Annotated in this window: 22 protein-coding genes; 12 read left to right on the top strand and 10 right to left on the bottom strand. The window is 73.1% G+C overall.

Features of this window, described 5'->3' with window-relative positions; translation table 11 throughout:
- The first annotated feature begins 47 nt into the window (after positions 1 to 47).
- Together NDAS_RS28140 and NDAS_RS18605 are read left to right on the top strand one after the other, a co-directional pair.
- Positions 48 to 224, top strand: a complete 177-nt coding sequence (locus NDAS_RS28140; RefSeq protein ID WP_013154764.1) for a Trm112 family protein — start codon at positions 48 to 50, stop codon at positions 222 to 224.
- 141 nt (positions 225 to 365) lie between these two features.
- A complete protein-coding gene (locus NDAS_RS18605; protein WP_013154763.1) occupies positions 366 to 1,733 on the top strand; it encodes a serine/threonine-protein kinase in 1,368 nt (455 codons plus the stop codon).
- Between the two features lie 27 nt (positions 1,734 to 1,760).
- Here NDAS_RS18605 and NDAS_RS18600 read toward each other — a convergent pair whose 3' ends face one another.
- Positions 1,761 to 2,906 (bottom strand): hypothetical protein, encoded by a 1,146-nt coding sequence (locus tag NDAS_RS18600; RefSeq protein WP_041552854.1) that lies wholly within the window; start codon positions 2,904 to 2,906, stop codon positions 1,761 to 1,763.
- A gap of 95 nt (positions 2,907 to 3,001) precedes the next feature.
- Positions 3,002 to 3,412 (bottom strand): MerR family transcriptional regulator, encoded by a 411-nt coding sequence (locus NDAS_RS18595; RefSeq protein ID WP_013154761.1) that lies wholly within the window; start codon positions 3,410 to 3,412, stop codon positions 3,002 to 3,004.
- Between the two features lie 128 nt (positions 3,413 to 3,540).
- Here NDAS_RS18595 and ahcY (NDAS_RS18590) point away from each other — a divergent pair, with 128 nt between their 5' ends.
- Positions 3,541 to 4,977 carry an adenosylhomocysteinase gene (gene ahcY, locus NDAS_RS18590; RefSeq protein WP_013154760.1) on the top strand — a complete coding sequence of 479 codons (1,437 nt, stop codon included), beginning with the start codon at positions 3,541 to 3,543 and terminating at the stop codon, positions 4,975 to 4,977.
- Between the two features lie 7 nt (positions 4,978 to 4,984).
- The gene (ahcY, locus tag NDAS_RS18585) at positions 4,985 to 6,247 is read left to right on the top strand and encodes an adenosylhomocysteinase (RefSeq protein WP_013154759.1); all 1,263 of its coding nucleotides are present in this window, start codon (positions 4,985 to 4,987) and stop codon (positions 6,245 to 6,247) included.
- A gap of 99 nt (positions 6,248 to 6,346) precedes the next feature.
- On the opposite strand, the gene NDAS_RS18580 is transcribed toward ahcY (NDAS_RS18585), so the two are convergent.
- Entirely contained in the window at positions 6,347 to 7,204 is an 858-nt protein-coding gene (locus NDAS_RS18580; RefSeq protein ID WP_013154758.1) for an RDD family protein, read from the bottom strand.
- 163 nt (positions 7,205 to 7,367) lie between these two features.
- On the opposite strand from NDAS_RS18580, the gene NDAS_RS18575 reads away from it, so the two are divergent.
- Positions 7,368 to 8,372 (top strand): stage II sporulation protein M, encoded by a 1,005-nt coding sequence (locus NDAS_RS18575; protein WP_013154757.1) that lies wholly within the window; start codon positions 7,368 to 7,370, stop codon positions 8,370 to 8,372.
- Positions 8,373 to 8,523: 151 nt separating this feature from the next.
- Complete coding sequence (locus NDAS_RS29725) at positions 8,524 to 8,706, top strand: DUF397 domain-containing protein (RefSeq protein ID WP_071622669.1); 183 nt, start codon at positions 8,524 to 8,526, stop codon at positions 8,704 to 8,706.
- Here NDAS_RS29725 and NDAS_RS18570 read toward each other — a convergent pair.
- The 6 genes from NDAS_RS18570 to NDAS_RS18545 all read right to left on the bottom strand — a co-directional run bounded on the left by NDAS_RS18570 (position 8,701) and on the right by NDAS_RS18545 (position 16,595).
- Complete coding sequence (locus NDAS_RS18570) at positions 8,701 to 10,809, bottom strand: tetratricopeptide repeat protein (protein ID WP_013154756.1); 2,109 nt, start codon at positions 10,807 to 10,809, stop codon at positions 8,701 to 8,703. The two genes, NDAS_RS29725 and NDAS_RS18570, sit on opposite strands and share 6 nt — an antisense overlap.
- 64 nt (positions 10,810 to 10,873) lie before the next feature.
- Entirely contained in the window at positions 10,874 to 12,178 is a 1,305-nt protein-coding gene (locus NDAS_RS18565; protein WP_013154755.1) for a DUF58 domain-containing protein, read from the bottom strand.
- Positions 12,178 to 13,161 carry an AAA family ATPase gene (locus tag NDAS_RS18560; protein ID WP_013154754.1) on the bottom strand — a complete coding sequence of 328 codons (984 nt, stop codon included), beginning with the start codon at positions 13,159 to 13,161 and terminating at the stop codon, positions 12,178 to 12,180. The genes NDAS_RS18565 and NDAS_RS18560 overlap by 1 nt, the downstream gene beginning before the upstream one ends.
- 58 nt (positions 13,162 to 13,219) lie before the next feature.
- Entirely contained in the window at positions 13,220 to 14,434 is a 1,215-nt protein-coding gene (locus NDAS_RS18555) for a DUF4350 domain-containing protein (protein ID WP_013154753.1), read from the bottom strand.
- Positions 14,431 to 15,054: a DUF4129 domain-containing protein gene (locus tag NDAS_RS18550; protein ID WP_013154752.1), complete on the bottom strand. Its 624-nt coding sequence runs from the start codon at positions 15,052 to 15,054 to the stop codon at positions 14,431 to 14,433. Before NDAS_RS18550 ends, NDAS_RS18555 begins: the two co-directional genes overlap by 4 nt.
- Complete coding sequence (locus NDAS_RS18545) at positions 15,051 to 16,595, bottom strand: glycerophosphoryl diester phosphodiesterase membrane domain-containing protein (RefSeq protein ID WP_013154751.1); 1,545 nt, start codon at positions 16,593 to 16,595, stop codon at positions 15,051 to 15,053. Before NDAS_RS18545 ends, NDAS_RS18550 begins: the two co-directional genes overlap by 4 nt.
- 420 nt (positions 16,596 to 17,015) lie before the next feature.
- Between NDAS_RS18545 and mtrA the strand changes: the two genes are divergently transcribed.
- From mtrA to hpf, 6 genes are all read left to right on the top strand, one after another.
- Complete coding sequence (mtrA, locus tag NDAS_RS18540) at positions 17,016 to 17,693, top strand: MtrAB system response regulator MtrA (protein WP_013154750.1); 678 nt, start codon at positions 17,016 to 17,018, stop codon at positions 17,691 to 17,693.
- Between the two features lie 16 nt (positions 17,694 to 17,709).
- Positions 17,710 to 19,527 carry an MtrAB system histidine kinase MtrB gene (gene mtrB, locus NDAS_RS18535; RefSeq protein WP_013154749.1) on the top strand — a complete coding sequence of 606 codons (1,818 nt, stop codon included), beginning with the start codon at positions 17,710 to 17,712 and terminating at the stop codon, positions 19,525 to 19,527.
- Positions 19,524 to 21,398 (top strand): LpqB family beta-propeller domain-containing protein, encoded by a 1,875-nt coding sequence (locus NDAS_RS18530; protein ID WP_013154748.1) that lies wholly within the window; start codon positions 19,524 to 19,526, stop codon positions 21,396 to 21,398. The genes mtrB and NDAS_RS18530 overlap by 4 nt, the downstream gene beginning before the upstream one ends.
- 88 nt (positions 21,399 to 21,486) lie before the next feature.
- Positions 21,487 to 22,329: a maleylpyruvate isomerase family mycothiol-dependent enzyme gene (locus tag NDAS_RS18525; protein WP_013154747.1), complete on the top strand. Its 843-nt coding sequence runs from the start codon at positions 21,487 to 21,489 to the stop codon at positions 22,327 to 22,329.
- Between the two features lie 287 nt (positions 22,330 to 22,616).
- The gene (locus NDAS_RS18520; protein ID WP_041553229.1) at positions 22,617 to 23,393 is read left to right on the top strand and encodes a ComF family protein; all 777 of its coding nucleotides are present in this window, start codon (positions 22,617 to 22,619) and stop codon (positions 23,391 to 23,393) included.
- Between the two features lie 742 nt (positions 23,394 to 24,135).
- The gene (hpf, locus tag NDAS_RS18515; RefSeq protein WP_013154745.1) at positions 24,136 to 24,813 is read left to right on the top strand and encodes a ribosome hibernation-promoting factor, HPF/YfiA family; all 678 of its coding nucleotides are present in this window, start codon (positions 24,136 to 24,138) and stop codon (positions 24,811 to 24,813) included.
- A 146-nt stretch (positions 24,814 to 24,959) separates the two neighbouring features.
- Here hpf and NDAS_RS18510 read toward each other — a convergent pair whose 3' ends face one another.
- Positions 24,960 to 25,484, bottom strand: a complete 525-nt coding sequence (locus tag NDAS_RS18510) for a hypothetical protein (protein WP_013154744.1) — start codon at positions 25,482 to 25,484, stop codon at positions 24,960 to 24,962.
- Between the last annotated feature and the right edge of the window lie 433 nt (positions 25,485 to 25,917).

The following is a 25,917-nucleotide window of genomic DNA, read 5'->3' as shown; positions in this document are numbered from 1 at the left end:
AGGCATCATGGGGGCAGAGGGACACCCCACTGCAGAGGAACGAGGACATGAGCACGAAGATCGACGGCTGGCTGCTGGAGATCCTGGCCTGCCCGCAGAGCCAGGCCCCGCTGCGCCACGACCCCGAGACCGACGAGCTGGTCTGCGACGAGAGCGGCCTGGCCTACCCCATCCGGGACGGCATCCCGGTCCTGCTGGTCGACGAGGCGCGAAAAATCGGGTGAGACCGGGAACGCCCCGGGCGTTCCAGCAGTCATAACGGTTGCGCCGGGGTAACGGGGCACGACGGGACGCACCACCGCGTTCCCCACAACCCGTACCCTGGTGCTGCGCGCCCCCTCACCCCTATCTCCCGGAGGACACCGATGCCCGGTCCCGAACCGCTACTGCCGAGCGACCCCTCCTCGTTCGGCGAGTACAGCGTGACAGGGCGGCTGGGCAAGGGCGGCCAGGGGATCGTCTACCTCGCCGAGGACTCCGGCGGCGAGCAGTACGCGGTCAAGGTCCTCAACGACCAGTGGTCGCGCGACAGCGACCTGCGCAAGCGGTTCGAGAAGGAGGTCCGGGCGGCGCAGAAGGTCGCCTCCTTCTGCACCGCCGCGATCATCGACGCCCGGCTCGACGGCGACCCGCCCTACGTGGTCAGCGAGTTCGTGCCGGGCAAGGACCTCCAGGAGACCATCGCCAAGGGCGCCACCCAGAAGGGCTCCACCCTCCAGCGGCTCGCCATCACCACCGCCACCGCCCTGGTCGCCATCCACAAGGCGGGCATCGTCCACCGCGACTTCAAGCCCGGCAACGTGCTGATCGGCCCGGACGGCCCCCGCGTCATCGACTTCGGCATCGCCCGGATCGACGACGGCACCGCCACCATGACCAACTCGATCGTCGGTACGCCCTCCTACATGGCGCCGGAGCAGATCGAGGGCCGCGACATCACCGACAAGTGCGACATCTTCGCCTGGGGCTGCGTCATCGCCTTCGCCTCCACCGGGAGGGCGCCGTTCGGCTCCGACACCGTCCCGGCGGTCGTCCACCGCGTGGTCAGCGCGCCCCCGGACCTGACCGGCATGGACGAGGCCCTGCGCCCCATCGTCGAGTCCTGCCTGGACAAGAACCCGGACAACCGGCCCAACGCCCAGACGCTCCTCATGCGCCTGCTGGGCCACGAGGGCCCCGAGGCCTCCGGCCCCTCCACCGACGACGCCGTCAAGCAGGGCGAGCAGATCGCCCAGACCGGCCTGTTCACCGGCGCCCAGATGCCCTACCGGCCGCACACCGGGCCGCAGCAGCCGCACACGGGCCCCCAGCAGCCGCACAGCGGCCCGCAGGCGGGCGCCGCGGGGTACGCGCAGCCCGGCGCCGCCAACCCCCGTCCGGGCATGCCGGGGCACCCCATGGGCTCCGACCCCCGCCACGGCTTCGTCCACCCCGGCACCTCCAACCCCAGGCCCGGAATCCCCGGCCACCCGGGCACGTCCAACCCGCGCCCGGGCGCCCCCGCCTACCCGCCCCCGCCGCCCGGCATGCCCCACGGCCTGCACGCGGGCGCCAACCCCATGGCCACGGGCATGAACCCCAACCAGACCTACGCCCGCCCCGGCGCGCAGCAGCCCATGCCGCGCCCCGTCGAGCAGAACTCGGTGCTCCAGCAGAGCTGGGTGATCCCGGCGGTGCTCATCACCATCGTGATCCTGCTGCTGGTGCTGCTCCTGCTGGCCATCAGCGGCTGACCCCCGGCCACCGGCGGCGCTGACCGCTCAGACCCGGGTGAGCTCGTTCATGGCCCGGGACACGGCCTCGTCCACGAGGTCGCGCACCTGGGGCCAGCGGTCGTCCACACAGTCCGTGGGCATCACGGTCACGCTGTCGGCGCCGGACATGCCCAGCGCGTCGCGCGCCCCCTCCGGGGTGGTCAGGCGCGCGTCCGCGGTGACCGCGAGCACCCCCGTCCGGGGACGGCCCACCTCCTGGACCACCACGAACAGCGTCAGGGACGCCCCGCCCACCGTCAGCTCCAGCGCCGTCCACCAGTGCGCGGCCCCCGGCGTGAGCAGGTTGCGGACCACCACCTCCGAGGCGGTGCCGGGCTCGGAGTCGTCCGAACCGCCCGAGTACACCGACGTGCGCGCCGCGGGGTCCAGCGCCCGCAGGATCATGGCCAGCGAGCTCCGGCGCGAGCGCACGTAGTCCAGGACGCGGCGGCGCGTCACCGCCGCCAGCGGCGACACGGGGGAGCGGGGTTCGGGGACGTGCTCGGGGGTCCAGCTCAGCTCGTCGAGCAGCGTGCCGGTCACCAGGCGCGCGAAGTGGCGGACCATCCCGGCCAGGCGCTCGTCGGCGTCGCGCCCGCTCCACGGCGGCGCCAGGGGGTCGGGCAGCAGCGGCGGGAAGTCCGCCCGCCGCAGCACCAGGGACGCCAGCAGCCACGGCAGCGCCCACGCGTGCGTGCCCCCGGGGCGCTCGGGGTCCAGCTCGGCCAGCACCGCCACGGCCTCGGCGTAGGTCTGGGCGGCGCGCACCACCGGATGGGCGGGCACCGAGGCGGCCCGCGCCAGACGCAGCGCCTGCTCGGAGTCCACGGGGCGCTGGGGAGAGCGCGCGGGGCAGTCCTCGGGCAGGTTCCTGGCGCGCTCGGCCAGCTCCAGGACGAACGCGGCGGTCAACTGACGCCCGGAGGCCCCGTCCGCCGCGGCGGAGACCACCAGCTCCTCCAGGGCGGGCCCGCCGCCCAGCGCCCGCACCCGGCGGCCGGTCAGCTCGCGCCGCGCCGCGTCCCTGGCCCGCCGGGGCTGGCTCTGCCGGTGCTGGGCCCAGATGGCCCGCAGCCGGTCGACGTCCATGAGGTCCTCGCGCACCAGGGCCGGAATCCGGTCCAGGTCCGCACCGCAACGTAGGGTATCCACGTGTCTTCCGTAGCCAGTGGACAGTTGGCCAAAACCTGTCTCGGGCCCCGACCTGTGGCCGCTACCGGACGCGTCGGAGCGTAAACCGGGAGTGTTCAGGGGCGGCGGCCGTGCAGCAGCCGCATCGCCTTCTGCTTCTCGAAGTCCAGCGCGCGGGCGGGCGCCGCGGCGAGCCTGCCCAGGCGCTCCCCGTGCGAGCGCACCCGCGCCAGCACCTCGGGCTCGGCCAGCACCCGCAGGGCGAAGGCCAGCGCGGCGGGCGGGATGTCGAACTCGCGCTCCAGCTCCAGGCCCACCGCGATCGTGCGCAGGTCCTCCTCCGTGAACCGGCGGTGCCGGTGCCCGCGCCCGGTGGGCTGCTCCTGGGTACGGGGCAGCAGGCCCAGGCCCTCGCGGTAGCGCAGCATCCGCGCGGTGGTGCCCACACGGTCGGCGGCCGCGGAGATCGGCACGGGGCCGCGCGGCCGGAGGTCGGAGGGGGGCGGGTCGTCGTCGAGGGCGGCCATGCACGCGACCCTAACCGACCCTCCCCACCAAGGAGCGCGAACCTGACGGTGAAATGTCAATTTCGCACGGTGATCCCGGTCGCGGCCCTAGAATCGGGTGCGCCACGACCATCACGAGTGAGGAACGCATGGCTTTCGACTTCAAGGTCGCCGATCTCTCCCTGGCCGCCTTCGGACGCGACGAGATCCGGCTCGCCGAGCACGAGATGCCCGGCCTCATGGCCACCCGCGCCGAGTACGGGGACAGCAAGCCCCTCCAGGGCGCGCGCATCATGGGCTCGCTGCACATGACCGTCCAGACCGCGGTCCTCATCGAGACCCTGGTCGCACTGGGCGCCGAGGTGCGCTGGGTCAGCTGCAACATCTTCTCCACCCAGGACCACGCCGCCGCCGCGGTCGTCGTCGGCCCCGACGGCACCGCCGAGGACCCCAAGGGTGTGCCGGTCTTCGCCTGGAAGGGCGAGACCCTGGAGGAGTACTGGTGGTGCACCGAGCAGGCGCTGACCTGGCCGGGCGCCGAGGGCCCCAACATGATCCTGGACGACGGCGGCGACGCCACCATGCTCGTCCACAAGGGCGCCGAGTACGAGAAGGCGGGCGCGGTCCCCGACCCCGACAGCGCCGACAGCGAGGAGATGGGCGTCGTGCTGCGCCTGCTCAGCGCCAGCCTGGAGCGCGACAACACCAAGTGGACCCGGATCGCCGAGCGGATCCAGGGCGTCACCGAGGAGACCACCACCGGTGTCCTGCGCCTGTACGAGATGCGCCGCGAGGGCACCCTGGCCTTCCCCGCGATCAACGTCAACGACTCGGTCACCAAGAGCAAGTTCGACAACAAGTACGGCATCCGCCACTCGCTGCCGGACGGCATCATGCGCGCCACCGACGTGCTCATCGGCGGCAAGGTCGCCGTGGTGTGCGGTTACGGCGACGTCGGCAAGGGCGCGGCCGAGGCCCTGCGCGGCCAGGGCGCCCGCGTGGTCGTCACCGAGATCGACCCGATCAACGCCCTCCAGGCCGCCATGGACGGCTACCAGGTCACGCTCCTGGAGGACGTGCTGGAGACCGGTGACATCTTCATCACCACCACCGGCAACTTCAACGTGATCATGGCCGACCAGATCACCCGCATGAAGCACCAGGCGATCGTCGGCAACGTCGGCCACTTCGACAACGAGATCGACATGGCGGGCCTGGCCAGGGTCCCCGGCGTGGTCAAGAAGGAGATCAAGCCGCAGGTCCACGAGTGGACCTTCCCCGACGGCAAGTCCGTCCTGGTGCTCTCCGAGGGCCGCCTGCTCAACCTGGGCAACGCCACCGGCCACCCCAGCTTCGTGATGTCCAACAGCTTCACCAACCAGGTCATCGCGCAGATCGAGCTGTTCACCAAGCCCGACGAGTACCCGACCGACGTGTACACGCTGCCCAAGATCCTCGACGAGAAGGTCGCCCGGCTGCACCTGGACGCGCTCGGCGTCAAGCTGACCCAGCTCACCAAGGAGCAGGCCGCCTACATCGGTGTGGACGTCTCGGGCCCCTTCAAGCCCGACCACTACCGCTACTAGGCAGCACATGACACTCCCCTCCCACCAGGTGGCGGACCTCGGCCTCTCCGGGGCCGGGGTCCGCCGCGTGGACTGGGCCGAGCGCTCCATGCCCGTGCTGCGCAGCGTGCGCGAGCGCTTCGCCGCCGAACGCCCCCTGGACGGCCTGCGCGTGGCCGCGTGCCTGCACGTGACCGCCGAGACCGCCAACCTGCTGCGGGCACTGCGCGCGGGCGGGGCGAGCGTGTGGCTGGCGGCGTCCAACCCGCTGTCCACCCAGGACGACACCGCCGCCGCCCTGGTCACCGAGTACGGGGTTTCGGTCCACGCGTGGGCCGGAATGGACCCGGCGGCCTATGACCGGAACCTGGTCACGGTCCTGGAGTCGCGGCCGCACCTGCTGCTCGACGACGGGTGCGACCTGGTCAACACGGCCCACCTGGCCCGCCCCGACCTCCTCGACGGCGTGCTGGGCGGCTGCGAGCAGACCACCACCGGCGTGATCCGGCTGCGCCGGATGAGCGCCGAGGGCGAACTGCGGCTGCCCATGGTCGCGGTCAACGACACCGCCACCAAGCGCATGTTCGACAACCGGTACGGCACCGGCCAGTCCACCATCGACGGCATCCTGCGGGCCACCAACGCGCTGCTCGCCGGGCGCACGGTGGTCGTCGCCGGGTTCGGCTACTGCGGTCGGGGCCTGGCCGAGCGCGCCCGCGGCATGGGCGCCCGCGTGGTCGTCACCGAGGTCGACCCGGTCAAGGCCCTGGACGCGGTCATGCAGGGCTACACCGTCACCACCATGGAGGAGGCGGCCCCCGCAGGGGACGTGTTCGTCACCGTCACCGGCAACCGCGACGTCGTCCGCGCCGAGCACCTGGACCTGATGAAGGACGGCGCGATCCTGGCCAACTCCGGCCACTTCGACCTGGAGATCGACCTGAACGCCCTGGAGAGCCGGGCCGTGGAGGTCAACCGGGGCGTGCGCGAGCAGGCCGACGAGTACGTGCTGGCCGACGGGCGCCGCCTGCTCCTGCTGTCCGAGGGGCGCCTGGTCAACCTCGGCGCCGCCGAGGGGCACCCGGCGGCCGTGATGGACCTGTCCTTCGCCGTGCAGGCCCTGACCACGGCCTGGCTGGCCCGCAACGCCTCCGACCTGGAGCCGGGCGTGGTGGAGGTGCCGGCGGAGACCGACACCGAGGTGGCCCGGCTCGAACTGGCCGCGCTGGGGGTGCGCATCGACGCGCTCACCCCCGGGCAGGAGGCCTATCTGCGCTCCTGGCACGCCTGACGGGCGCTCCCGCGCAGTACCGGCCGCTTCGGACAGCGCTCAGCGTGGTCGCGGCCGGAGCGGGAAGCCGCCGCGCCAGCCGCTCCCGCGCGCCCGGGCTCAGCGGGAGGAGTGCGGGCCGTACCACTGCTGCTGGGGGCCGCCCTGCGGGTATCCGGGCTGGGCGCGCTGGGCGGCCGCCTCGTGGCGGCGCCGGCGCTCGGCGAGCACCGCGGCCAGGAAGTAGGGCGGTGTGGTCCCCGGCGGCGGGGGCGGACTGATCTGCGCGGCCACCGTGTCGGCCAGCCGGACGCCCATCTCGTGGCGGGTGTGCTCGGCCAGCTCCCCGTACCGGAGCACGTACTGGCGCGCCGCCGCCGCGGTCTCCGGGGACAGCCGCGACAGCTCGGTGGTGGCCGCCCAGGCCGCCAGGTGCGGGGGCATCGGGATGACCTCCTCGCGCGGCCTGCCGCCGCGCTCCTCCACCACCATCGTCCCGGCCACGAAGTCGCCCACGCGGCGGCCGTCGCGGTTGATCATCGACGTGATCAGCGCGACCACGCCGCTCGTCAGCCAGATCTCCACGAACGCGGCCAGCGCCCGGCCCAGCGCCTGACGGAACCGCTCGGGGGAGCCGTCGGTGCCGACCACGCGCAGGCCCAGGGCCATCTTGCCCAGGGAGCGCCCCCGGCTCACGGTCTCGAAGACCGCCGGGTAGCCGACCAGGATCAGGATCACGCTCGACAGCGACACGGCCGCGGTGATCGCGGGGTCCAGGCCCCTGCCGATCCAGGTGACCAGGACGCTCAGCGCGATCAGGGCGATGACCTGGACCAGGGCGTCGATGGCCAGAGCCGCCGCCCTGGTGGCGAAACCGGCCGGACGCAGGTCCAGGACCACGGCGTCACCCGTGACCAGGGGTGTCACGCCGTACACGTCGGCGCGGGCGTCGCCGTTGCCGGGATAGGACACCAGCACTCGCTCCCTCGGGACTGTCTGAAACCGTCGTCCCGACACTACCCGGCACACGGGACGGCTGTTCGCGGCGGAGTCGGGAGCGCACCCGGACGGACGGGTCGACGGGGGCCTCGTCAACCGGCTCCAGAGCCGGACCGCGCGCGGAACGGATAGGGTTCCCTGCGTGGATATCGACGTGTTCGCCGCGGCGCACGCCCCGGAGTGGGAACGGCTGGACAGACTGGTGCGCGGGCGCCGCTCGCTGGACGGTGAGGAGATCGACGAACTCGTCGAGCTCTACCAGCGGGTGTCCACCCACCTGTCGGTGGTGCGCTCCTCCGGTCAGGACCCGGCGCTGGTGGGCAGGCTGTCCGCGCTGGTGGCCCGGGCCCGCTCGGCGGTGACCGGCGCGCACGCCTCCGCGTGGCGCGACGTCGGCGGGTTCTTCACCCGCGTCTTCCCGGCGGTGCTGTACCGGCTGCGGTGGTGGTGGATCGGCACCAGCGCGGGCATGGTCGCGATCGCGGCGGTCACCGCCCTGTGGATCGTGTCCGAGCCCGACGTGCTGTACGCCCTGGGCACGCCGGACTTCATGGCCCAGTACGTCGACCACGACTTCGCGAACTACTACATGGAGAACCCCCGGGGCTCGTTCGCCGCCCAGGTGTGGACCAACAACGCGTGGGTGTCGGCGCAGGCCATCATCTACGGCGTGGCCCTGGGGCTGCCGACCCTGGCGGTGCTGCTGATGAACGCGGTGAACGTGGGCGTCGCCGCCGGGATCATGCTCGCCCACGGCCAGGGCGACGTGTTCTTCGGGCTGCTCCTGCCGCACGGCCTGCTGGAGCTGACCGCCGTCTTCGTCGCGGGTGGGGTGGGCCTCAAGCTGGGGTGGACGATCATCGCGCCCGGCGACCGCACCCGCATGCGCGCCCTGGGCGAGGAGGGGCGCGCCGCCATCGCGGTGGCCCTGGGGCTGGTGGTGGTGCTGCTCGTCTCCGGGCTCATCGAGGGCGTGGTGACCGGCAACGCCGCGGCCGGGGTCATCCCGATCCCGGTGGCACTGGGCATCGGCGTGCTGGCGGAGGTGCTGTTCCTGGTCTACGTGTTCACGGTGGGCAGGAAGGCCTACCAGGAGGGCGAGACCGGAGACCTGGAGAACGCCCCCGCCGCCGTCCCGGTGGCCTGAGGGCCTGTCCCGGCGAGCGCGGAGGGCCGAGGACCGGGGGCGTGGCCGCCTGCGGTCAGCGGCCGGTCCGCTGCGCGCCGAGTCGTCCGATCTCTGGCCGATTGAGGCCACGGACTGGCCGGGTGGGCGGTGCCGTGCCATCATCCGGGCCGTGGACACCGAATCCCCGCGCTGGTTCAAGAGCAGCTACAGCGCAGCGGCAACATGCTGTGTGGAGACCGTCGTCACTACGTCCGGCGTCGGTGTCCGAGACTCCGTGCATGCGGACGGTCGAACGCTCTGGTTGGCCGCACCGGAGTGGACGGCGTTGCTGCGCGTGGTCTCCGGCTCATGAGGGTGCCCCTGATGGGGTGGATCCACCCTGAACGATGAGTTCTTCGACCTCCGCGATGTGCTGCTCGACCATTTTCACCTGGTGGTGTTCCTGTCCCAGCTGCATGATCCAGACCCGTAGCACCTCGGTGAATCCCACAAGAGCTCTTCGAGCGTCGCCCTTTTCCTGAGCAGCTCTGGCCACATAAAAAGCAGCGTCAGCCGTCATGTGGTGGTCGGCGCCCAGGACACGTCGCCGTACTGCGTGAACACGCCGGAACCCGACCTCCGCCGTGGCGGGGTCACCCTGGCACATGGTCGCGTAGGCCCTGTTCTGCAAGGCGAGCAGAGCCAGGGGGTCCTCCTCCCCTGCGACGCGCACCCGTGCCTCCCCGACTTCCTCCAAAGTGGCCGCTGCCTCGCTCCAACGCTCCTGCCTGAGTGCGATCAGGCCCAGCTGGTAGAGGGAATCCAGGGTTTCGACGTGCTCGTGTCCCAGAGCCCTGCTCCTGTCCTCGTGTAGAGCGCGGAAAGCTTCGTCCGCCTCCTCCACCCGGCCCTGGTACAGCCAGGACTCAGCGAGGTGGTGCTTGGCCGAGAACACAGCGCGGTCGTACCGGCCGAACTGCTTCTCGGCGAACGCCATAAGGGCGGAGAGGGTTTCTTCGGCCTCCTCAAAGGCACCGAGGCGGAGTAGCGCTCGGGCAGCCGCCACAAGAGAGACGAATGCCTTTCGATGAACGGCCGTTGTGGCCACCGTCAGTTTCCCCACGGTCACCATGGCCGCATCCTTTTCGTGAGGGTGCAGACGTGTACGCAGCAGGACGATCTCGTAGAGGACCCTGAGCTCGAACTGGAGGTCCCGGTCGCGCTGCCAGGCGAGCAGCCGCTCCGCCTCGTTGACCAGCTCCAAGTCCTCCTCCCCGAACCCTGAGCGCACGGTCTCCGACACCAGCGGGTGCAGCCGCAGCGCGGTCTCCCCCTGGGACGAGACGACCGAGACCAGCCCGTGCACCACCAGCGCGTTCACCGCCCTGGCCAGGTCCGCGTCGGTCGGGGATCCCAGCACCCCGCCGTCCAGCTCCGACAGCGGCAGCCTGCGCAGCGGGACCTCACTGGCGTCTGGACCCAGCACCGCCAACAGCTTCAACAGCGGCACCGCCCTGGGCTCGCGCTCCTCCACCAGGCGCAGGGACAGCTCCCACACCCCCGACAGCAGCCCGCGCTCGACGTCGCCACCGGTGACGAAGGGCGCCGCCAGCTCGTCCAGAGCCCCCACGCCCTCGCCGAGCCGCGCCAACAGCGCGTGCGCGTCCGGGAACAGCACCCGGTGCGTGGCCAGGATCCGCCCGGCCAGCGACAGCGCCAGCGGCACCCCGCCCAACCGCCGGGCCAGCTCCTCCGCGCCCGCGAGCCCCGCCGCACCGCCCGCCCCCGCGTGGTCGGCCAGGGCCTCGGACGCCGCCGACCCCTCCAGCTCCCCGATCCGGTGCACCCGCGCGGGCGCCCACTGCGCGGGGTCGTCCACCCGGCTGGTCACCAGCACGAACCCGCCCGGACTCGCCCGCATCCACCCCAACTGGTCCCCGGGCCGGTTCTCCGGGTCCAGCTTCTCGGGCCGGTCGGCGTTGTCGATCACCAGCAGCCACGGCCGCGCCGCCGCGTCCAGGTGCCGCCACACCCACCGGGCCGCCTGGCGCCGCGCCCCCTTCACCCGCTCGGCCTCCTGCCGGGAGCCGCCCACCTCCACCGCGGCCTCGACCATGCTCGACGCCACGCTTCCGGGCCGCACCCAGAACACCGTCCACCCGTCACGACGCGCACGCTCGGCCAGCGCCGCCGCCACCGTGGTCTTGCCGAACCCGCCCGGCCCGGTCAGCACGTGCGGAACCGGCGCACCGGCCTCCATCGCCCCGCCGAGGGCCTCCAGGAGCCCCTCACGTCCCCGTACGGCCGTCGCCGGGCGCGGCGGGTCCAGGGACACGTCGGCGAGCGGCGGCGGCGCGGGAGCGGGCGCGTGGAGGGTCACGCCGCCGTGGATGTCGCGCACCTGGAGCAGTTGGCCGTGGACGGCGCCGGTGGAGGCGTTGTCATGGGCGTCGGGGGGAGGAACCATGCCCTCCATACTGCACGTCCGGGTGCCGCCCCGTCTGGGCGGCACCCGGAGGGTGAGGGCGGGAGGCCCGGGCCTACAGCCTGCCCTGAGCCTTGAGGTTGATGTAGGCGTCAGCCAACGCGGGCGCGATGTGCTCGGGGTCGGCGTCGACCACCTCCACGCCCATCCGGCGCAGCTCGGCGGTCACCCGGCGCCGCTCGCCCAGCGTCCGCTCCGCGGCCGCCGCCCGGTACAGCGCGTCCGCGCTGCCCCGCTCGGCGGCCATCAGCTCCACCGCCGGATCGTTGACCGCGGCGACCAGCAGCAGGTGCCGGGAGGTGAGCACGGGCAGCCTCGGCAGCAGCCCCTCCTCCAGCGACGCCGCGTTCAGGTCGGTCAGCAGCACCACCAGCCGCCGGGCCCGCCCCTGCGTGCCCAGGACCGTCCCCACCAGGCCCGCCGGGTCGGACTCCACCAGCTCCGCCTCCAGCGGGGCCATGGCCTCCACGATCCGGCCCACCTGCTGGCCGCCCTTGCCCGACGAGCGCACCTGCGCGCGCGTGCGCCGGTCGTAGGCCAGGAAGTCCACCCGGTCGCCCGCCCTGCCCGCCAGGGCGGCCAGCAGCAGCGCGGCGTCCATGGCGTGGTCCAGGCGCGGGGTGTCGCCCACCCGCCCGGCCGACGTGCGCCCGGTGTCCAGCACGATGAGGATGCGCCGGTCCCTCTCGGGCCGCCACGTGCGCACCACCACGCCGTCGCCGCGGGCCGTGGCCCGCCAGTCGATCGACCGCACGTCGTCGCCGGGCACGTAGTCGCGCAGGGAGTCGAACTCGCTGCCCTGCCCGCGCACCATCGCCGTGTGCTGCCCCTCCAGCTCGCGCAGCCGGGACAGCTTGCCCGGCAGGTGGCGCCTGCTGTGGAAGGGCGGCAGCGTGCGCACGGTCCAGGGCGCGGGCAGCGTCCGCTGCCTGCCCGCCAGCCCCAGCGGCCCCAGGCTGCGCACGGTCACGCCCGCGGCCCGGGCGTCGCCGCGCCGCGTCGGGGTCAGGACGGTCCTCACCCGGCGCCGCTCCCCGGCCGGTACCCGCAGCGGCTGGCTGCGCGGCGCGGCGTGCGCGCTCGGCGGCCAGGCGTCGCGCACCGACCCCCGCAGTGCCCGCCGGGTGGGGTTGGCGACGGTCACGTACACCGTCGCCGAGTCGCCCAGGCGCAGCGACGTGTCGCCCTCACGGGACAGCAGCACCGCCTTGGGGCTCGCCGCCAGCACGACGTCCAGGGCGAGCAGCGCCGCCAGCACGCCCAGGGCCGCGGCCGCGGCCGCGGCGCCGATCAGACCGGACAGCGCCACCGCGACCGTGGCCGCCAGCGCCAGCAGCACCGCCCGGCCGGTGACCACCATCAGCGCGGCACCGGGACGGAGGCGAGCACACCGTCCAGGATTCCGTCGGTGGTCGCCCCCTCCAACTCGGCCTCGGGCCGCAGCGAGATCCGGTGCCGCAGCGTGCCCTTGGCCAGCGCCTTCACGTCGTCGGGGGTGACGTAGTCGCGGCCCGACAGCCACGACCACGCCCGGCTGGTGCGCAGCAGCGCCGTGGCGCCGCGCGGGGACGCGCCCAGCTGGAGGGACGGCGACTGCCGGGTGGCCCGGCACAGGTCCACGATGTAGCCCAGGACCTCGGGCGCCACCCGCACGCGCTCCACGGCCAGCCGGGCCGCGCGCAGCTCCGCCGCGCCCGCCACCGCGGTGACCCCGGCCGCGGCCAGGTCACCCGGGTCGAAACCGGCCGCGTGGCGGCCCAGCATCTCCACCTCGGCCGCCCGCTCGGGCAGCGGGACGGTCACCTTGAGCAGGAACCGGTCCAGCTGGGCCTCGGGCAGGGGGTAGGTGCCCTCGTACTCCACCGGGTTCTGGGTGGCGGCCACCATGAACGGGTCGGGCAGCGCGGACGGCCTGCCCTCCACGGTCACCTGGCGCTCCTCCATCGCCTCCAGCAGCGACGCCTGGGTCTTGGGCGGGGTCCGGTTGATCTCGTCCGCGAGCAGCAGGTTGGTGAAGACCGGCCCCTCCATGAACTCGAACTTCGCGGTGTGCTGGTCGTAGACCAGCGAGCCCGTCACGTCGCCCGGCATCAGGTCCGGGGTGAACTGCACCCGCTTGTGGTCCAGGGACAGCGCGGCCGCGAGGGTGCGCACCAGCAGCGTCTTGGCGACACCGGGCACGCCCTCCATCAGCACGTGGCCGCGGCACAGCAGCGCCACGACCATCGCGGTCACCGTCTCGTCCTGGCCCACGACCGCCTTGGCCACCTCGCGGCGCAGGGCGACCAGGGCCGCGCGCGCCTCGTCGGCTGATGGCAGTGCCTCGGGTGTGAAGGCGCTCACGTGCCGTCTACCTCTCTCGATACCTCAGTGGTCGTTCGCTGGTCGCCGCGGCTCGGGGTCACCGGAGCCTCCGGGCGCGCTCGTCGAGTTCGTCGGCGAGCCTGACCAGCATGTCGTCGTCGCCCGCGTACGGGTCGGGCTGCCCGGGGTGGAGCAGGGCCCGCAGGTGGGCGGGGTCGTCACCGGTCCGCGAGGCGACCGCCGCCACGACCGTGTCGGGCGCGGCGTCCGCGCCCAGCCCGAGCTTGGGTGCGACCCGGTCCACGAACCCCGACCGCAGCGCGGCCGCGACCCGGTCCCGGGCCCTGCGCGACTGGTACAGTCCCGCACGCCCCTCGGTGGTCTCCGAGGCGCGCACCACCACGGGCAGCGACTCGGGCACCAGGGCGCCCATCCGGCGCCCCTGCCACAGGGCGAGCAGCGCCAACGCGGCCACCAGCGGCACCAGGGACCAGCGCAGGCCCAGCGGCAGCAGCTGCCACAGCCCGGAGCCGCCCTCCTGCTGGGGCGGGTCGGGGCGCAGCCACACCACGTCCTCGGCGGCCAGGAGGTTCATCGCCAGCGCGGCGTTGCCGCCGGCGGAGAGCGCGGTGTTGGTCAGCGGCCTGCCGGTGCCCAGCACGGTCGTGGCGGCCCCGTCCCGCTCCACCCGGACCAGGGCGTCGCCGCCGCCACCGGGGTAGCAGCCCACGGCGTCCGCGCCGGAACCGGCCGTGTACAGCTCACCGGCGACGTAGGCCTCGCCCGCGGCCTCGGCGGCCGACAGCCCGCACTCGGGGGCGTAGGGGGACTCCGGCGTGGGGAACCCCTCGGGCTCCTCCCGGCCGGTCATCGTCACCCCGGGGGCGAACGCCTCCAGGGACCGCGTGGACGGCTGCACCAGGACGGTGTCCACGTCGAGCGCGGCCAGCGAGTCCAGCTCCTCGGGGAGCAGGCGGTGGTCCAGGAAGACCGCGAGCACGGCGTCGTCCCCGGCGTCGGCCACGGCCTCCTCCGCGGCGGCGGAGGAGCGCACCACGTGCACGTCGCGGTCCTCCTCCAGCACGTTCACCAGCGCCCGCGTGCCGTCCGGGTCGATGGAACCGGGCTCCAGGTGGCCGGTGGGGAACTGCTCGCTGCCCAGCGACAGCAGCACCGAGACCGTGACGAGCGCGGCCACCACGGCTGCCGGAACCCGGACCGAGCGCCACACCCGCAGGACGCGCGAGTCCTCCCGGGACGGCGCGCGGCCGGGGGAGCGCGGGGGCGCGGCCGGGGGAGCGGTGGCCGTCATCGGCCCACCTCCCCGACGGGCCGGGCGGCCCTGAGCCGCGTGTCCAGCTCGCGCAGGAGGCGGGCGGAGTCGGCGGTCGCCGGGCGGTCGCCGTAGGCCACGTCGTTGAAGATCCGCGCGCCCTCGCTCAGCCCCTCGGCCTCGGCGGTCAGCACGGCGGAGGCCTCCGCCGCCAGCTCGGTCGCGGTGCGCCCCGCGCGCGGCGTGATGATCGCCCGCTCCTCCAGGTCCACGCTGATGGCCCTCAGCCTCTCCGTGACGGCGGCGGCGAACTCACCGGCCCTCTCGTGCCGGTCGGCGGCGGCCCGGTGGTCGGCCGCGTCCATCGGCGCGCCCTCGTGCACGGGCGCTCCCGCGCGACGGCTCCGCGTCGGGCGCAGCCAGAGGACCAGCCAGACCACCAGGACCGCGACGACCACCAGCAGCGGTCCGAGGACCGTCCAGCCGCCGAGGGCGTCCGGCGCCTGGGAGACCAGGTCCGCGAGGAGCTCCTGGAGCCAGGAGAGGAAGCGGTCCCACAGGGAGGGCTCCTGTTCCCCGTACAGGGGGTCGCTCAGCTCCTCGACGGCGCGCCGCTGCCCCTCCTCACGGGTCACCTCCCCGACGGCGGGTGCCCTCACGTCCGCGGCTCCGGCAGGTAGATCTCCGGGCCCGCCTCGTAGCCGGCCTGGGCCACCTGGTGCAGCTTCAGGTCCAGGCCCTCACTGCGCATCCGCGCGTCCACGTACAGGAGGGTCTTCACGCCCACGCTGAAGGGCGCGGTGATCGCGTAGACCACGACGTTGCCCACATAGATGACGGCGCCCGCCACGACGGCGGCCCAGGCAGCACCGGGAGCGATGAAGGTGGGGACCACCGAGACGATGCTGAAGGGCGTGCTCAGCAGTCCTTGGACGAGGAACATGAGGATGGAGGCAAGCAGTGAGATGCCGAAGGTCCGCCACCATCTGCCCTGAGTGAGTCGCCAGGAGCGGGTCAAGGCCGTGCCCGCACCGACACGCTCGAGCACCGCGACCGGTATGGCGAAGTAGATGCGGATGTAGATCCAGGCGACCAGGGCGACGCCTCCGGCGACCCCCAGCATCGAGGCGATCACGACGATGACGCCGACGCCCTGGCTCTCCGCGATGGCCACGAAGACACCGATGAAGAAGACGACGATTCCGACGGTGACGGCCACGTAGAGGACGAAGATGGTCACCAGCTGCAGCAGTGCCAGGCCCACAACGGTCCAGATCCGGCTGCGTACGGCGGTCCAGGCCTCGGAGGGGCTGAGCTTGCGGCCGAGGACCGCCATACCGACCACGGCCGTGAGAAGACCGGTGACCAGGATGATCCCGGCCTGGGTCAGCAGGCCGCCGCCGTACAGGGCCACGAGGGACCAGCCGCTGAACGGGAACGGGTCGTTGGGGTCGATCGACGCGGGGTCGGCCATCACCTGGTCGAGGAAGGCCCCGTAGCCGGACATGTAGCCGCTGAAACCGACCGAGCTCACGATGCTCGCGACTGCCATGACGACCAGTGCGAGCCCGACGGTGGTCTTGGGGTTGTTGCGGATGAGGCTGAACGCACCGTTGAGGATGTCCCCGAGCGTCATCGGCCGGAGCGCGACCACACCGGGCTTGAGCGCGCGCGGCTGCCCGTAAGGGGGCTGTTGGCCGTATCCGGCCTGCGCTCCGTATCCGGGCTGTCCGTAACCGGGTTGCTGGCCGTACTGTCCGTAGCCCGGCTGCTGACCGTGTCCGGACTGCTGCCACTGCGCCTGCTGTCCGTGGCCGTACTGGCCGTAACCCGGCTGCTGCCCGTACGCGGGCTGCTGTCCGTACCCGCCGCCCTGGGACGGCTGCTGGCCGGAGGCGTGCTGGCCGTACTGTCCGTATCCGGGCTGCTGCCCGGAGGGCGTCTGCCCGTAGCCCTGCTGCCCGTACCCGGGGGTCTGCTCGGGAGGGGCGAAGTTCGGCTGCCCCTGGGGCGTCTGACCGGCCGACGCGGAGTCCGGCCCCGTACCGGAGGGCGCGGAGGAGGCGGAGGAGGGACCCTCCTGACCGGGGGCGGCCCATCCGCCGGACGCGGGCGGGGGAGCGGCCTCGGAAGCCCCGCCGCCGTCCGGTCCGTCCGGGGGGTTCCCCGACGTGTCCCGGTGGTCGTCCTCCTGGGTCATCTGCCCCGCCCTCCATGGGGTTCGGTTACGCTGCGCGAGCACGCTTCCGCGGTTTTCGGCCTCTGGTGAACCAACCTACCCGCCGGTTCCACCGGTGCCCGCGATGTTCGGGCGTATGCAGGCGCAACCGACCCACTTCATTCCTTTTGTATGCTTTCTGTTATCAACAGGCCGGGTCGCGAAGGTTCGCGTGCCAGGTCACCAGGGTCGACGCGCCGCAGGCCGAAACGGTTCCCACGGACCGAAAAACACCGACCACTCTCCCGATCCCGCCCGAAGGTGGCAAGGTGGGGGGAGGACGAAGCAGTTTCTTGCGTCTCGGGGCGCACCGAACGTTCATGCCGCTTGAGTGTTTCCAGAGAGAGGAGTAGGCGCCGCCGTACCCGCCCGCGGGTCCGACGCCCGGCGCCGGACGCACCGATGAAGGGACGTGTACTGGTTGTCGACGACGACCTCGCCCTCGCTGAGATGCTGGGCATCGTTCTGCGTGGAGAGGGGTTCGAGCCCTCGTTCGTGCACGACGGGGACAAGGCCCTGGAGGCCTTCCGCGAGACCAAACCCGACCTGGTCCTCCTCGACCTGATGCTCCCCGGCGCCGACGGGATCGACGTCTGCCGTCAGATCCGCGCCGAGTCCGGCGTGCCCATCGTGATGCTCACCGCCAAGAGCGACACCATCGACATCGTCCTCGGGCTGGAGTCGGGCGCCGACGACTACATCGTCAAGCCCTTCAAGCCCAAGGAGCTCGTGGCCCGCGTCCGGGTGCGCCTGCGCCGCACCGAGGAGCCCGCGCCCGAGGTGCTCCAGATCGGGGACATCACCATCGACGTCGCCGGGCACGCCGTGCGCCGCGACGGCGAGCAGATCAGTCTCACCCCGCTGGAGTTCGACCTCCTGGTGGCCCTGGCCCGCAAGCCGCGCCAGGTCTTCACCCGCGAGGTGCTGCTGGAGCAGGTCTGGGGCTACCGGCACGCCGCCGACACCCGCCTGGTCAACGTCCACGTGCAGCGCCTGCGCGCCAAGATCGAGAAGGACCCGGAGCACCCCGAGGTCGTCGTGACCGTCCGCGGCGTCGGCTACAAGGCCGGAACCGCCTGATCCTCCCGAGCCGCACATGACCGCAGCCACACCAGAGGAGGAGCGGGGGACCGCCTCCGACACCCAGATCCCGCCCTCCGGGCCGTCCGCGGCCGGAGGGCGCTGGCGCGACGGCGGCACGGGGCTCACCCGCTCCTACGCGCTCGCCCAGCGCGCCGCCCGCGCCCTGGTGCGCGGCGTCCACAGCAACTGGCGCCGCTCGCTGCACCTGCGGGTCATCTCCACCACCCTGGTGCTGTCCCTGGTGGTCATGGTGGGCCTGGGGTACGTGCTCATCTCCCAGGTGCGCGGCGGCCTGCTCGACGCCAAGATCTCCACGGCCGTCACCGACCACCGCGCCGGGCTCAACTACGCGTCCGCCGAGCTCCAGGAGAACGAGTCGGGCGACCGCAACCGGCTCATGTACAACCTCGCCAACGAGCTCACCAGCCGCAGCGGCGACACCGGGCTGTACAGCGTGGTCATCCTGCCCTCGGTGGGCGGAGAGGTCGGCTGGGCCACCGGCGAGGGCAGCGTCCCGCAGCGGCTCATCAACCAGGTCCACGAGTCCGAGGTGGACGAGCAGCAGTACCACACGTACACGCGCATCACCACCGACCAGGGCGAGGAGCCCGCGCTGGTGGTCGGCGCGCAGCTCACGCGCGCCTACGAGCTGTACTACATCTTCCCGCTCCAGCACGAGCAGCAGATCCTCGACCTGGTCCAGGGCACGGTCGGCCTGGTGGGCGTGCTGCTGGTCATCCTCCTGGGCCTGATCGCCTTCGTCATCACCCGGCAGGTGGTCAGCCCGGTCCGCTCGGCCGCCCAGTCCGCCGAACGCCTCTCCTCGGGCGACCTCACCGAACGCATGGCCGTGCACGGCGAGGACGACCTCGCCCGGCTCGCCCTGTCCTTCAACGACATGGCGGGCAACCTCCAGGAGAAGATCCAGGAGCTGGAGGAGCTGTCCAAGCTCCAGCGCCAGTTCGTCTCCGACGTCTCCCACGAGCTGCGCACCCCGCTGACCACCATCAAGATGGCCGGGGACGTGCTCTTCGACGAGCGCGAGGAGCTCGACCCCACCATGCGCCGCTCGGTGGAGCTGCTGCAGAGCCAGGTGGAGCGGTTCGAGGAACTGCTCTCCGACCTGCTGGAGATCAGCCGCCACGACGCCGGGGCCGCCACCCTGGGCACCGAGTCGCTCGACATCCGCGACGCCGTCATGAAGGCCGTCGGCGACGCCGAGCAGATCGCCGAGCGGCGCGGCATCAAGGTCGTGCTGCGCCTGCCCACCGACCCCTGCACCGCCGAGTACGACGGCCGCCGCATCAACCGCATCCTGCGCAACCTGGTGGTCAACGCCATCGAGCACAGCGAGGGCCGCGACGTGGTGGTCACCGCCGCGTGCGACCGCGACGCGGTCGCCGTGGCCGTGCGCGACTACGGGGTGGGCCTCAAGGAGGGGGAGGAGCACCTGTGCTTCGACCGCTTCTGGCGCGCCGACCCGGCCCGGGTGCGCACCACCGGCGGCACCGGCCTCGGGCTCTCCATCGCCAAGGAGGACGCCACCCTGCACGGCGGCTGGCTCCAGGCGTGGGGCCAGCCCGGCCAGGGCTCCCAGTTCCGCCTGTCCCTGCCGCGCCGCTCCGGCAGCGAACTGCGCGGCTCCCCCCTGCCGCTGGTGCCGCCGGAGTTCGCGCTGGGCCGCACCTACACCACCTTCGCCGACAAGGGTGAGAACGGCAACGGCGCCGCCCGCCCCGAGAGGGTGCCCGCCAGGAACGGCGCGGACGCCGCGGAGGAGGGCGCGGCCGCCGCCCGCGCCGAGCAGCGCGAGGACGAGGAGAAGCTGTGAGGACACCGCACCGGTTCGGCCGCGCCGCGCGCGCCTGCCTGGCCGCGGCCGTGGCGGTCGTGTCCATGGCCGCCTGCGCGACCGTCCCCACCACCGGCCCGGTCGTGGCCAGCGACGGCAACGAGTCCGAGGGCGACCCCTACGGCGGCTACGTGCGCCTGCTGCCCGCCGGACCCCAGGAGGGAGTGGCGCCGGAGGGCCTGGTCAGCGACTTCCTCAAGGACATGGGCAGCTTCGAGCAGGACTACGAGGCCGCCCGCAGCTACATGCTGTCGAGCACGGACCAGTCGTGGAACCCGGACGGGACGGTCAAGGTCTTCCCCGGCCACGACACCGTCGACCTCGACACCGAGATCAGCGGAGACGGGCTCACCGCCACCGTGCGGATGCGCAGCTCGCTGGTGGCCACGATCGACGAGGACGGCAGGTACGTCTCCGGCGACTCCGGTCGCCTGCTCGACGAGACCTTCGTCCTGGCCCGGGAGGAGGAGGACCCCGAGGGCGAGTGGCGCATCCAGAGCCTGCCCGACGAGCTCATCCTCAGCCAGCTCGACGTGGAGCGCACCCACCGCCCGTTCAACCTCTACTACTTCAACCCCGACGAGAACGCCCTGGTCCCTGACCCGGTCTACCTGCCCGTCAGCAACGACGAGCTCACCAAGCGCCTGCTGCACAGGCTCGTCCGCGGCCCCAGCACCTGGCTGGACCCCTCCGTGCACTCCTCCTTCGCCGAGGACGCCGACCCCGAGGTGGAGGTGGAGGAGGACCGGGTGACCGTCAGCGTGACCGCCCCCGGCCAGGCCGACGAGTTCGGCATGGGCGCCCAGATCGCCTGGACCCTGCGCCAGCTGCCGGAGATCCAGGAGTTCACGCTGCGGGTGAACGGCAACGAGGTGGACTTCCCCGGAGCCGAGGGCGAGAGCGCCGACCGGCCGCGCCCGGGCAGCACCTACTGGTCGGAGGTCAGCCCCGGCGCGACCTCGCCCGGCGTCCACGTCTACTACTCCCACGAGGGCCAGCTGTGGTCGGCCTCGGACTGGGACACCGACACGTTCGGCAGCGGCGAGCCGGTACCCGGGCCCCTGGGATCGGGCGAGGTCCCCCTGGGCAGGTTCGCTGTGTCGCTGGACGAGCAGACCATCGCCGGGGTCACCACGGGCGGCCGCGAGGTCGTCACGAGCCAGGCCACCCCGGGCGCCGACGTCCGGGAGGTCCTGGCCGACGGGGTCTTCACCGAGCTGTCCTGGGACGTCAACGGCGACCTGTGGGTGGTCGAGGAGGTCGACGACGAGGACGGGGAGGACGGCGAGGAGGCCCGGGAGGACTCCGACGCCGAGAGCCCCAACCTCAACGGGCCGCCGCCCTCCCCGGGGCCGACGGACCTGTGGCTGCTGCGCGACGGCCACGAGGTGGTCCGCGTGGACGTGTCCGCCCTGCGCGACAGGCCGCTGGTGCAGTTCCAGATCTCCCGGGACGGCACCCGCGCCGCGGTGGTGACCGAGGTGGACGGGCGCCGCTCGCTCCAGGTGGGCCGCGTGGTGCAAGGCGCCGACGGGCAGGTCTCCGTGGAGTCGTTCGTGACCCTGGCCCGCGAGCTGGAGGACGTCACCGACATCTCCTGGCGCTCGGGCGACCAGTTGGTCGTGCTCGGCACCCGCGAGGGCGGTACGAGCCAGGCCCTCCTGGTGTCGCTGGACGGCGGCACGCCGCCCGCCAGCGCCGGAACCCCCGTCGCCAGCATGGTGACCGTCTCCGGAGCCCCGGGCCAGCCCCTGGTGGCCGGTTCGGACGACGGCAACATCTGGGTGTCCAGCGACCCGCTCAACTGGCAGAGCGTCGTGGAGGGCGGCTCGCCCGCCTTCCCGGGCTGAGGCACTTCGGGCGTGCGGTCGGACTCCGGCCGCACGCCCGCGGTGAAACCGGGGTGCGCCCGGCGCGCGGGCCTGGAAGGGTGGCGCCATGGACGACCTGACGCGGCTGGGTACGCCGATCGACGCACGCCCCCACTTCGCCGGGGAGCGGGAGGACCTCCTCGCGCTCCTGCGCGGCCTGACCCCCGACGAGTGGCAGGCCGAGGCCGTGACCGGGTGGAGCGCGCGCGACGTGGCCGCCCACCTGCTCGGCGACGACTACTGGCGCATCGCGGGGATGCGCGACCGCTACCGGGCGGCCCCGGCACCGGCGCCGGGGGAGCCGCTGGCGGCGTTCGTCCACCGCAACAACCGGGAGTGGGTGCGGGCCACCGCCAGGATCAGCCCGCAGGCGCTGGTCCAGACGCTGGAGATGACCGGGCGCGAGCTCGTGCGGCTCTGGCGCTCCGCGGACCCGCACGCCCCGGGCGTCGCCGTCTCCTGGGCGGGCGCCGACCCGGCGCCGGTCTGGCTGGACTGCGCCCGCGAACTCACCGAGAACTGGGCCCACCGGCAGCAGATCCGGCACGCCGCCGGGCGGGCCACCGACCCCGGGCCCGCGGGCTCCCTGGTGCTGGACACCTTCATGCGCGCGCTGCCGCACACCCTGCGCGACGCCCCGGCGCGGACCGGAACCCGGGTGAGCGTGGCCGTGGACGGCCCGGACGGCGGCGAGTGGACCGTCACCCGCGCCGGAGCCGGGTGGACGCTGGCCCCCGCCGGAGCGGGGGGCTCCGGCCCGCCCGCGGCGGCCGTGCGCTGGGACTTCGAGACCGCCTGGCGGCTGTGCGTGCGGGGGATCGAACCGGAGGAGGCCGAGGCCAGGGGCGTCCTCTCGGGCGACCCCGACCTGGCCCGGGCCTGCTGCCGCATCGTGTCGATCATCCGCTGACCGCGCGGACCGGCCTGGACGGTCGTCGCCGGTCCGTGTGCCGACCGGTCCCGCGCCTTGAGGGGCCCCGTGCCGCCTTCGCGGCCGCGACGCCGGGTGACGGCGGCAGGCTCGCGGGCACCGGTCACGGCCCGGGCGGCGACCGGTTGCTCCGGGCTTTTCCCGGGGACGTGACCGCGGAGCCGGTGCCGGAGCCGGTGAGGGGCGTGGAGGAGGCCGTCGGGAGCGTTGTCCACAGGTTCGAGAAGGGGCTGGCGGGCACCGCTCCGGGCATCGAACCTTGGGGTATGGACGAACGGACACACCCCACGGGCGTGCTGCGGTGGATACTCGGCGCGCTGCTCGACCTGCTCCTGCCGCAGCCCTGCGCGGCGTGCGCGGGCCCCTCGGGGCCGCTGTGCGCGCACTGCCTCACCGCGCTGCGGCGCCGCCCCCACCGGTGCGCGCCCAGGCCCGGCTGCCCGCCCGTCTGGGCGGCCGGACCCTACGCCGGGCGACACCGCGGGGTGCTGCTCACCTACAAGGAGGGCGGCGCGGACGCCCTGGCCGCGCCCCTGGGCGGGTGGCTGGCCGCCGCCCACACCGCGTCCGGCCTGGCCCGCCCGGACACCCTGCTCGTCCCCGTACCCGGGCGCGGTCCGCCGGGCGACCCCCGGGCGCCGGTCACCAGGCTGGCGCGCGCCTGCCTGGTGCAGGCCGGCGGAGCGGGCGCGGGGAGGGTGGCGCCCCTGCTGCGCTACCGGAGCCGCCCCAGACGCCAGGCAGGCCTGGGGAGGGCCGAGCGCCTGGCCAACCGGGCGGGCACCCTCGTCGCGGACCGCCCGCTTCCCCGGGCCCTCGGCGCGGTCCCCGGCGCGCGGTCGGGGGCCGGGGGGAGCGCGGTCGTGGTGGACGACGTCCTCACCACGGGCGCCACGGTGGCCGAGGCCACCCGCGCACTGCGGGCCCGCGGGATCACCGTGGCGGGCGCGGTGGTCCTCCTCGAACGCCTGCCCGGCGCTGTCGGAGGTCCTTCCCGGGAGAAGGAGGCGGACGGTGCAAGAAGGTTTTACGAACCCTCGTGAACAGGCGAAAAGTCCATGTACGAAGGGGTTTGAGGCGGTTACCGATGAGTTGAGAGGGTGGCTGCTACCTGACATCCTCGCCAGGACAGGTTACGGTCACGGTATGGCACCCGTCCGGGTCCGTGGTTGCGTCGGAGTCTGCGAGCTCCCGGGAACACCGGGGCGCCGCTCCGGCAAGCCGATGCCAGGCGCAGGCGAAACGGCCCACGTAAGGCGACTTTTCGTCGACCGATCACGGTGCGCCTTAGAGGTAAGCCCTGCCCCGCGGAGGGTCCAGATGTCCCTCATGACAGGGAGAAGAGCAGTAGTCGCGATCAAGAGCGGCGACACTCTCAGCAGGCGGATGTGGGGACGAAGACCAGGTCGGCCGGACGGGTGGCATCCCATCGTCCGGGGGTTCGCCAACGGCGAACCCCCGGAGACGATCCCCTCGCGTCCCCGCCGCGCGCGTCCCGTCGTGGCCCCGGGTGACCTGCGGTTCCCCGAGGGGTGCCCCGTACCGTCAGTTCCGGCAGTCCTTTCCCCCAGCGCGGCGGCCTTCGCCAATCGCGCCCCTGGTGCGCGTGATGACACCCCCGCTGGTGGGTATACGCATCTCCAACCGAGCCGTGCCCCCCACCGAACAGGGGCACCAGGGGAAGGGGGCTAGCGCGCGACACCCCTCCCGCCCCCCTGTCGGCGGAAGGGACGCAGAGCCAGCCTGGCCGTCGTCTTCCGGCGGCCACGCGATGAAGGGGGTCCTATGGACATCATCGTCAAGGGTCGACGCACCGGTGTGAGTGAGAAGTTCCGTCAGCACGTCGACAACAAGCTCGACAGGCTCTCCAAGTGGGAGAAGAAGGGCATGACCGTCGACGTGGAGGTGTCCAAAGAGCGCAACCCCAAGCTCGCCGACGTCTGCGAGCGGGTTGAGCTGACCATCCGGACCAACGGTCCGGTCATTCGCAGCGAGGCCGCCGCCTCGGACCGGTACGGCGCCCTCGACCTCGCCCTCGACAAGATCGAGGCCCGCCTGCGCAAGTCCGCGGACCGGCGCAAGGTCCACCGGGGCAACCACGCCCCCGTCTCCGTCGCGTCGGCCACCGCCGGCCTCCCCGGAGACCTGCCCTCGTCCGCCACCGCCACCGCGACGCAGGCTCCCCCCGCCCAGCGGCGCGGCGGCGAGGAGGACGTCAACGGCACCGAGGTGGACGGAAGGTTCTCCGACGAGTTCGTCGAACTCGACACCCAGGGAGAGGTTCCCGTCGTCGTCCGGGAGAAGTTCCACAGGGCCAAGCCCATGAGCATCGACCAGGCGCTCATGGAGATGGAACTCGTGGGCCACGACTTCTACCTCTTCCATGACGAGGTCAAGGACGCCCCGAGCGTCGTCTACCGGCGCAAGGGCTTCAACTACGGCGTCCTCCGGCTGGTCGACTAGACGTTCGCCACCGCCCTCGACGGATCCCCCCGCACACGAAGCCGCGGCGGGTCCGCTCGGACCCGCCGCGGCGGTGTGCGCTCCCTCCCCCGTACCCGGCCAGGAACCCGTCCCCCGTCCCGGCCGGTCGGGCCCTCGAATCGCGCCTACTCGGGCCGGTGCTCGGCCTCCTCCTGCTTGATCCGGTGCAGCGGGGTGTCGTGCGGCTCCTCGGGCTCGGCCCGGGGCGTGTCGAGGACGACGTCGCTCATCAGGTCGAAGACCAGGGCCACGACGGCCGCCGCCACCAGCAGGACCGCGGCGACCACCAGCAGGACCACGGACATCCCCATGGCGACGCCGACCCCGCCCACGACGAACCCGACGCACGCCAGCAGGACCGCCGCCCACGACGACACGCGCCCGCGATGGCTGTTGCTCGGTGCGAGACTGCCGCCCTGGTGCTGGAAGCCCCGGATGCGCCCGAAACGGCTGTCGCTGTCGGGATGCTCCTTCTCCCAGGCCAGCGCCGGGTCGTCGGCCACCGGGTCGCGCCGCAGTACGGGCGACTCCCCGACGGCCTCCTTGGCCACGTCGTCGGGAGAACGCGGGGAGGGGGCCGACATGTCCCTCGCCTCGCGGCCCTCGCCGCCCCGTGCCCCGCGGTCCTTCTTGTCTCGGTTCGTTCGCATGGTGATCCCCCCTGGGAACACGTTCGCGTCCGGTCCGTCCGCGGCCGTTCGGCCGCGGTGCGACCTCCTACCACGTGCCTACCCACGAAAGCCGGGAGCCATCGGCGCCCACGCCGAAAGCGAGGGGGCGGTCGGCGTACGCGCCCGGCGCCCCGTCCGCGCCGGTATCCGATCCCCCCTGGTACCGGGACGTCGCCAAAAACCTTCCGAACCCTCTGCCAGGTCTGTGACATGCGGGAACATATCGGTTGGTTCTCTTCGTTGCGCACAGGGAAACGTGCGGACGGGCCGCTCCACCTGAGAGGGTGGGCGTAGGGTTCGTGTCCTCTAGGATGTAGGGCCGAGGGCCCAGGAACCCCCGCCGTCCTCCGCGGCCACGGGAAAGCGGTCAGCGGGCCTAGATCTGAACTCCACGTGGGTGGAGCCAACCGCG

Source organism: Nocardiopsis dassonvillei subsp. dassonvillei DSM 43111 (genome assembly GCF_000092985.1).
Taxonomy (GTDB): Bacteria; Actinomycetota; Actinomycetes; order Streptosporangiales; family Streptosporangiaceae; genus Nocardiopsis; species Nocardiopsis dassonvillei.
The sequence above is the reverse complement of the archived record's forward strand: the minus strand, read 5'-3'. Positions and strand labels throughout refer to the sequence as shown.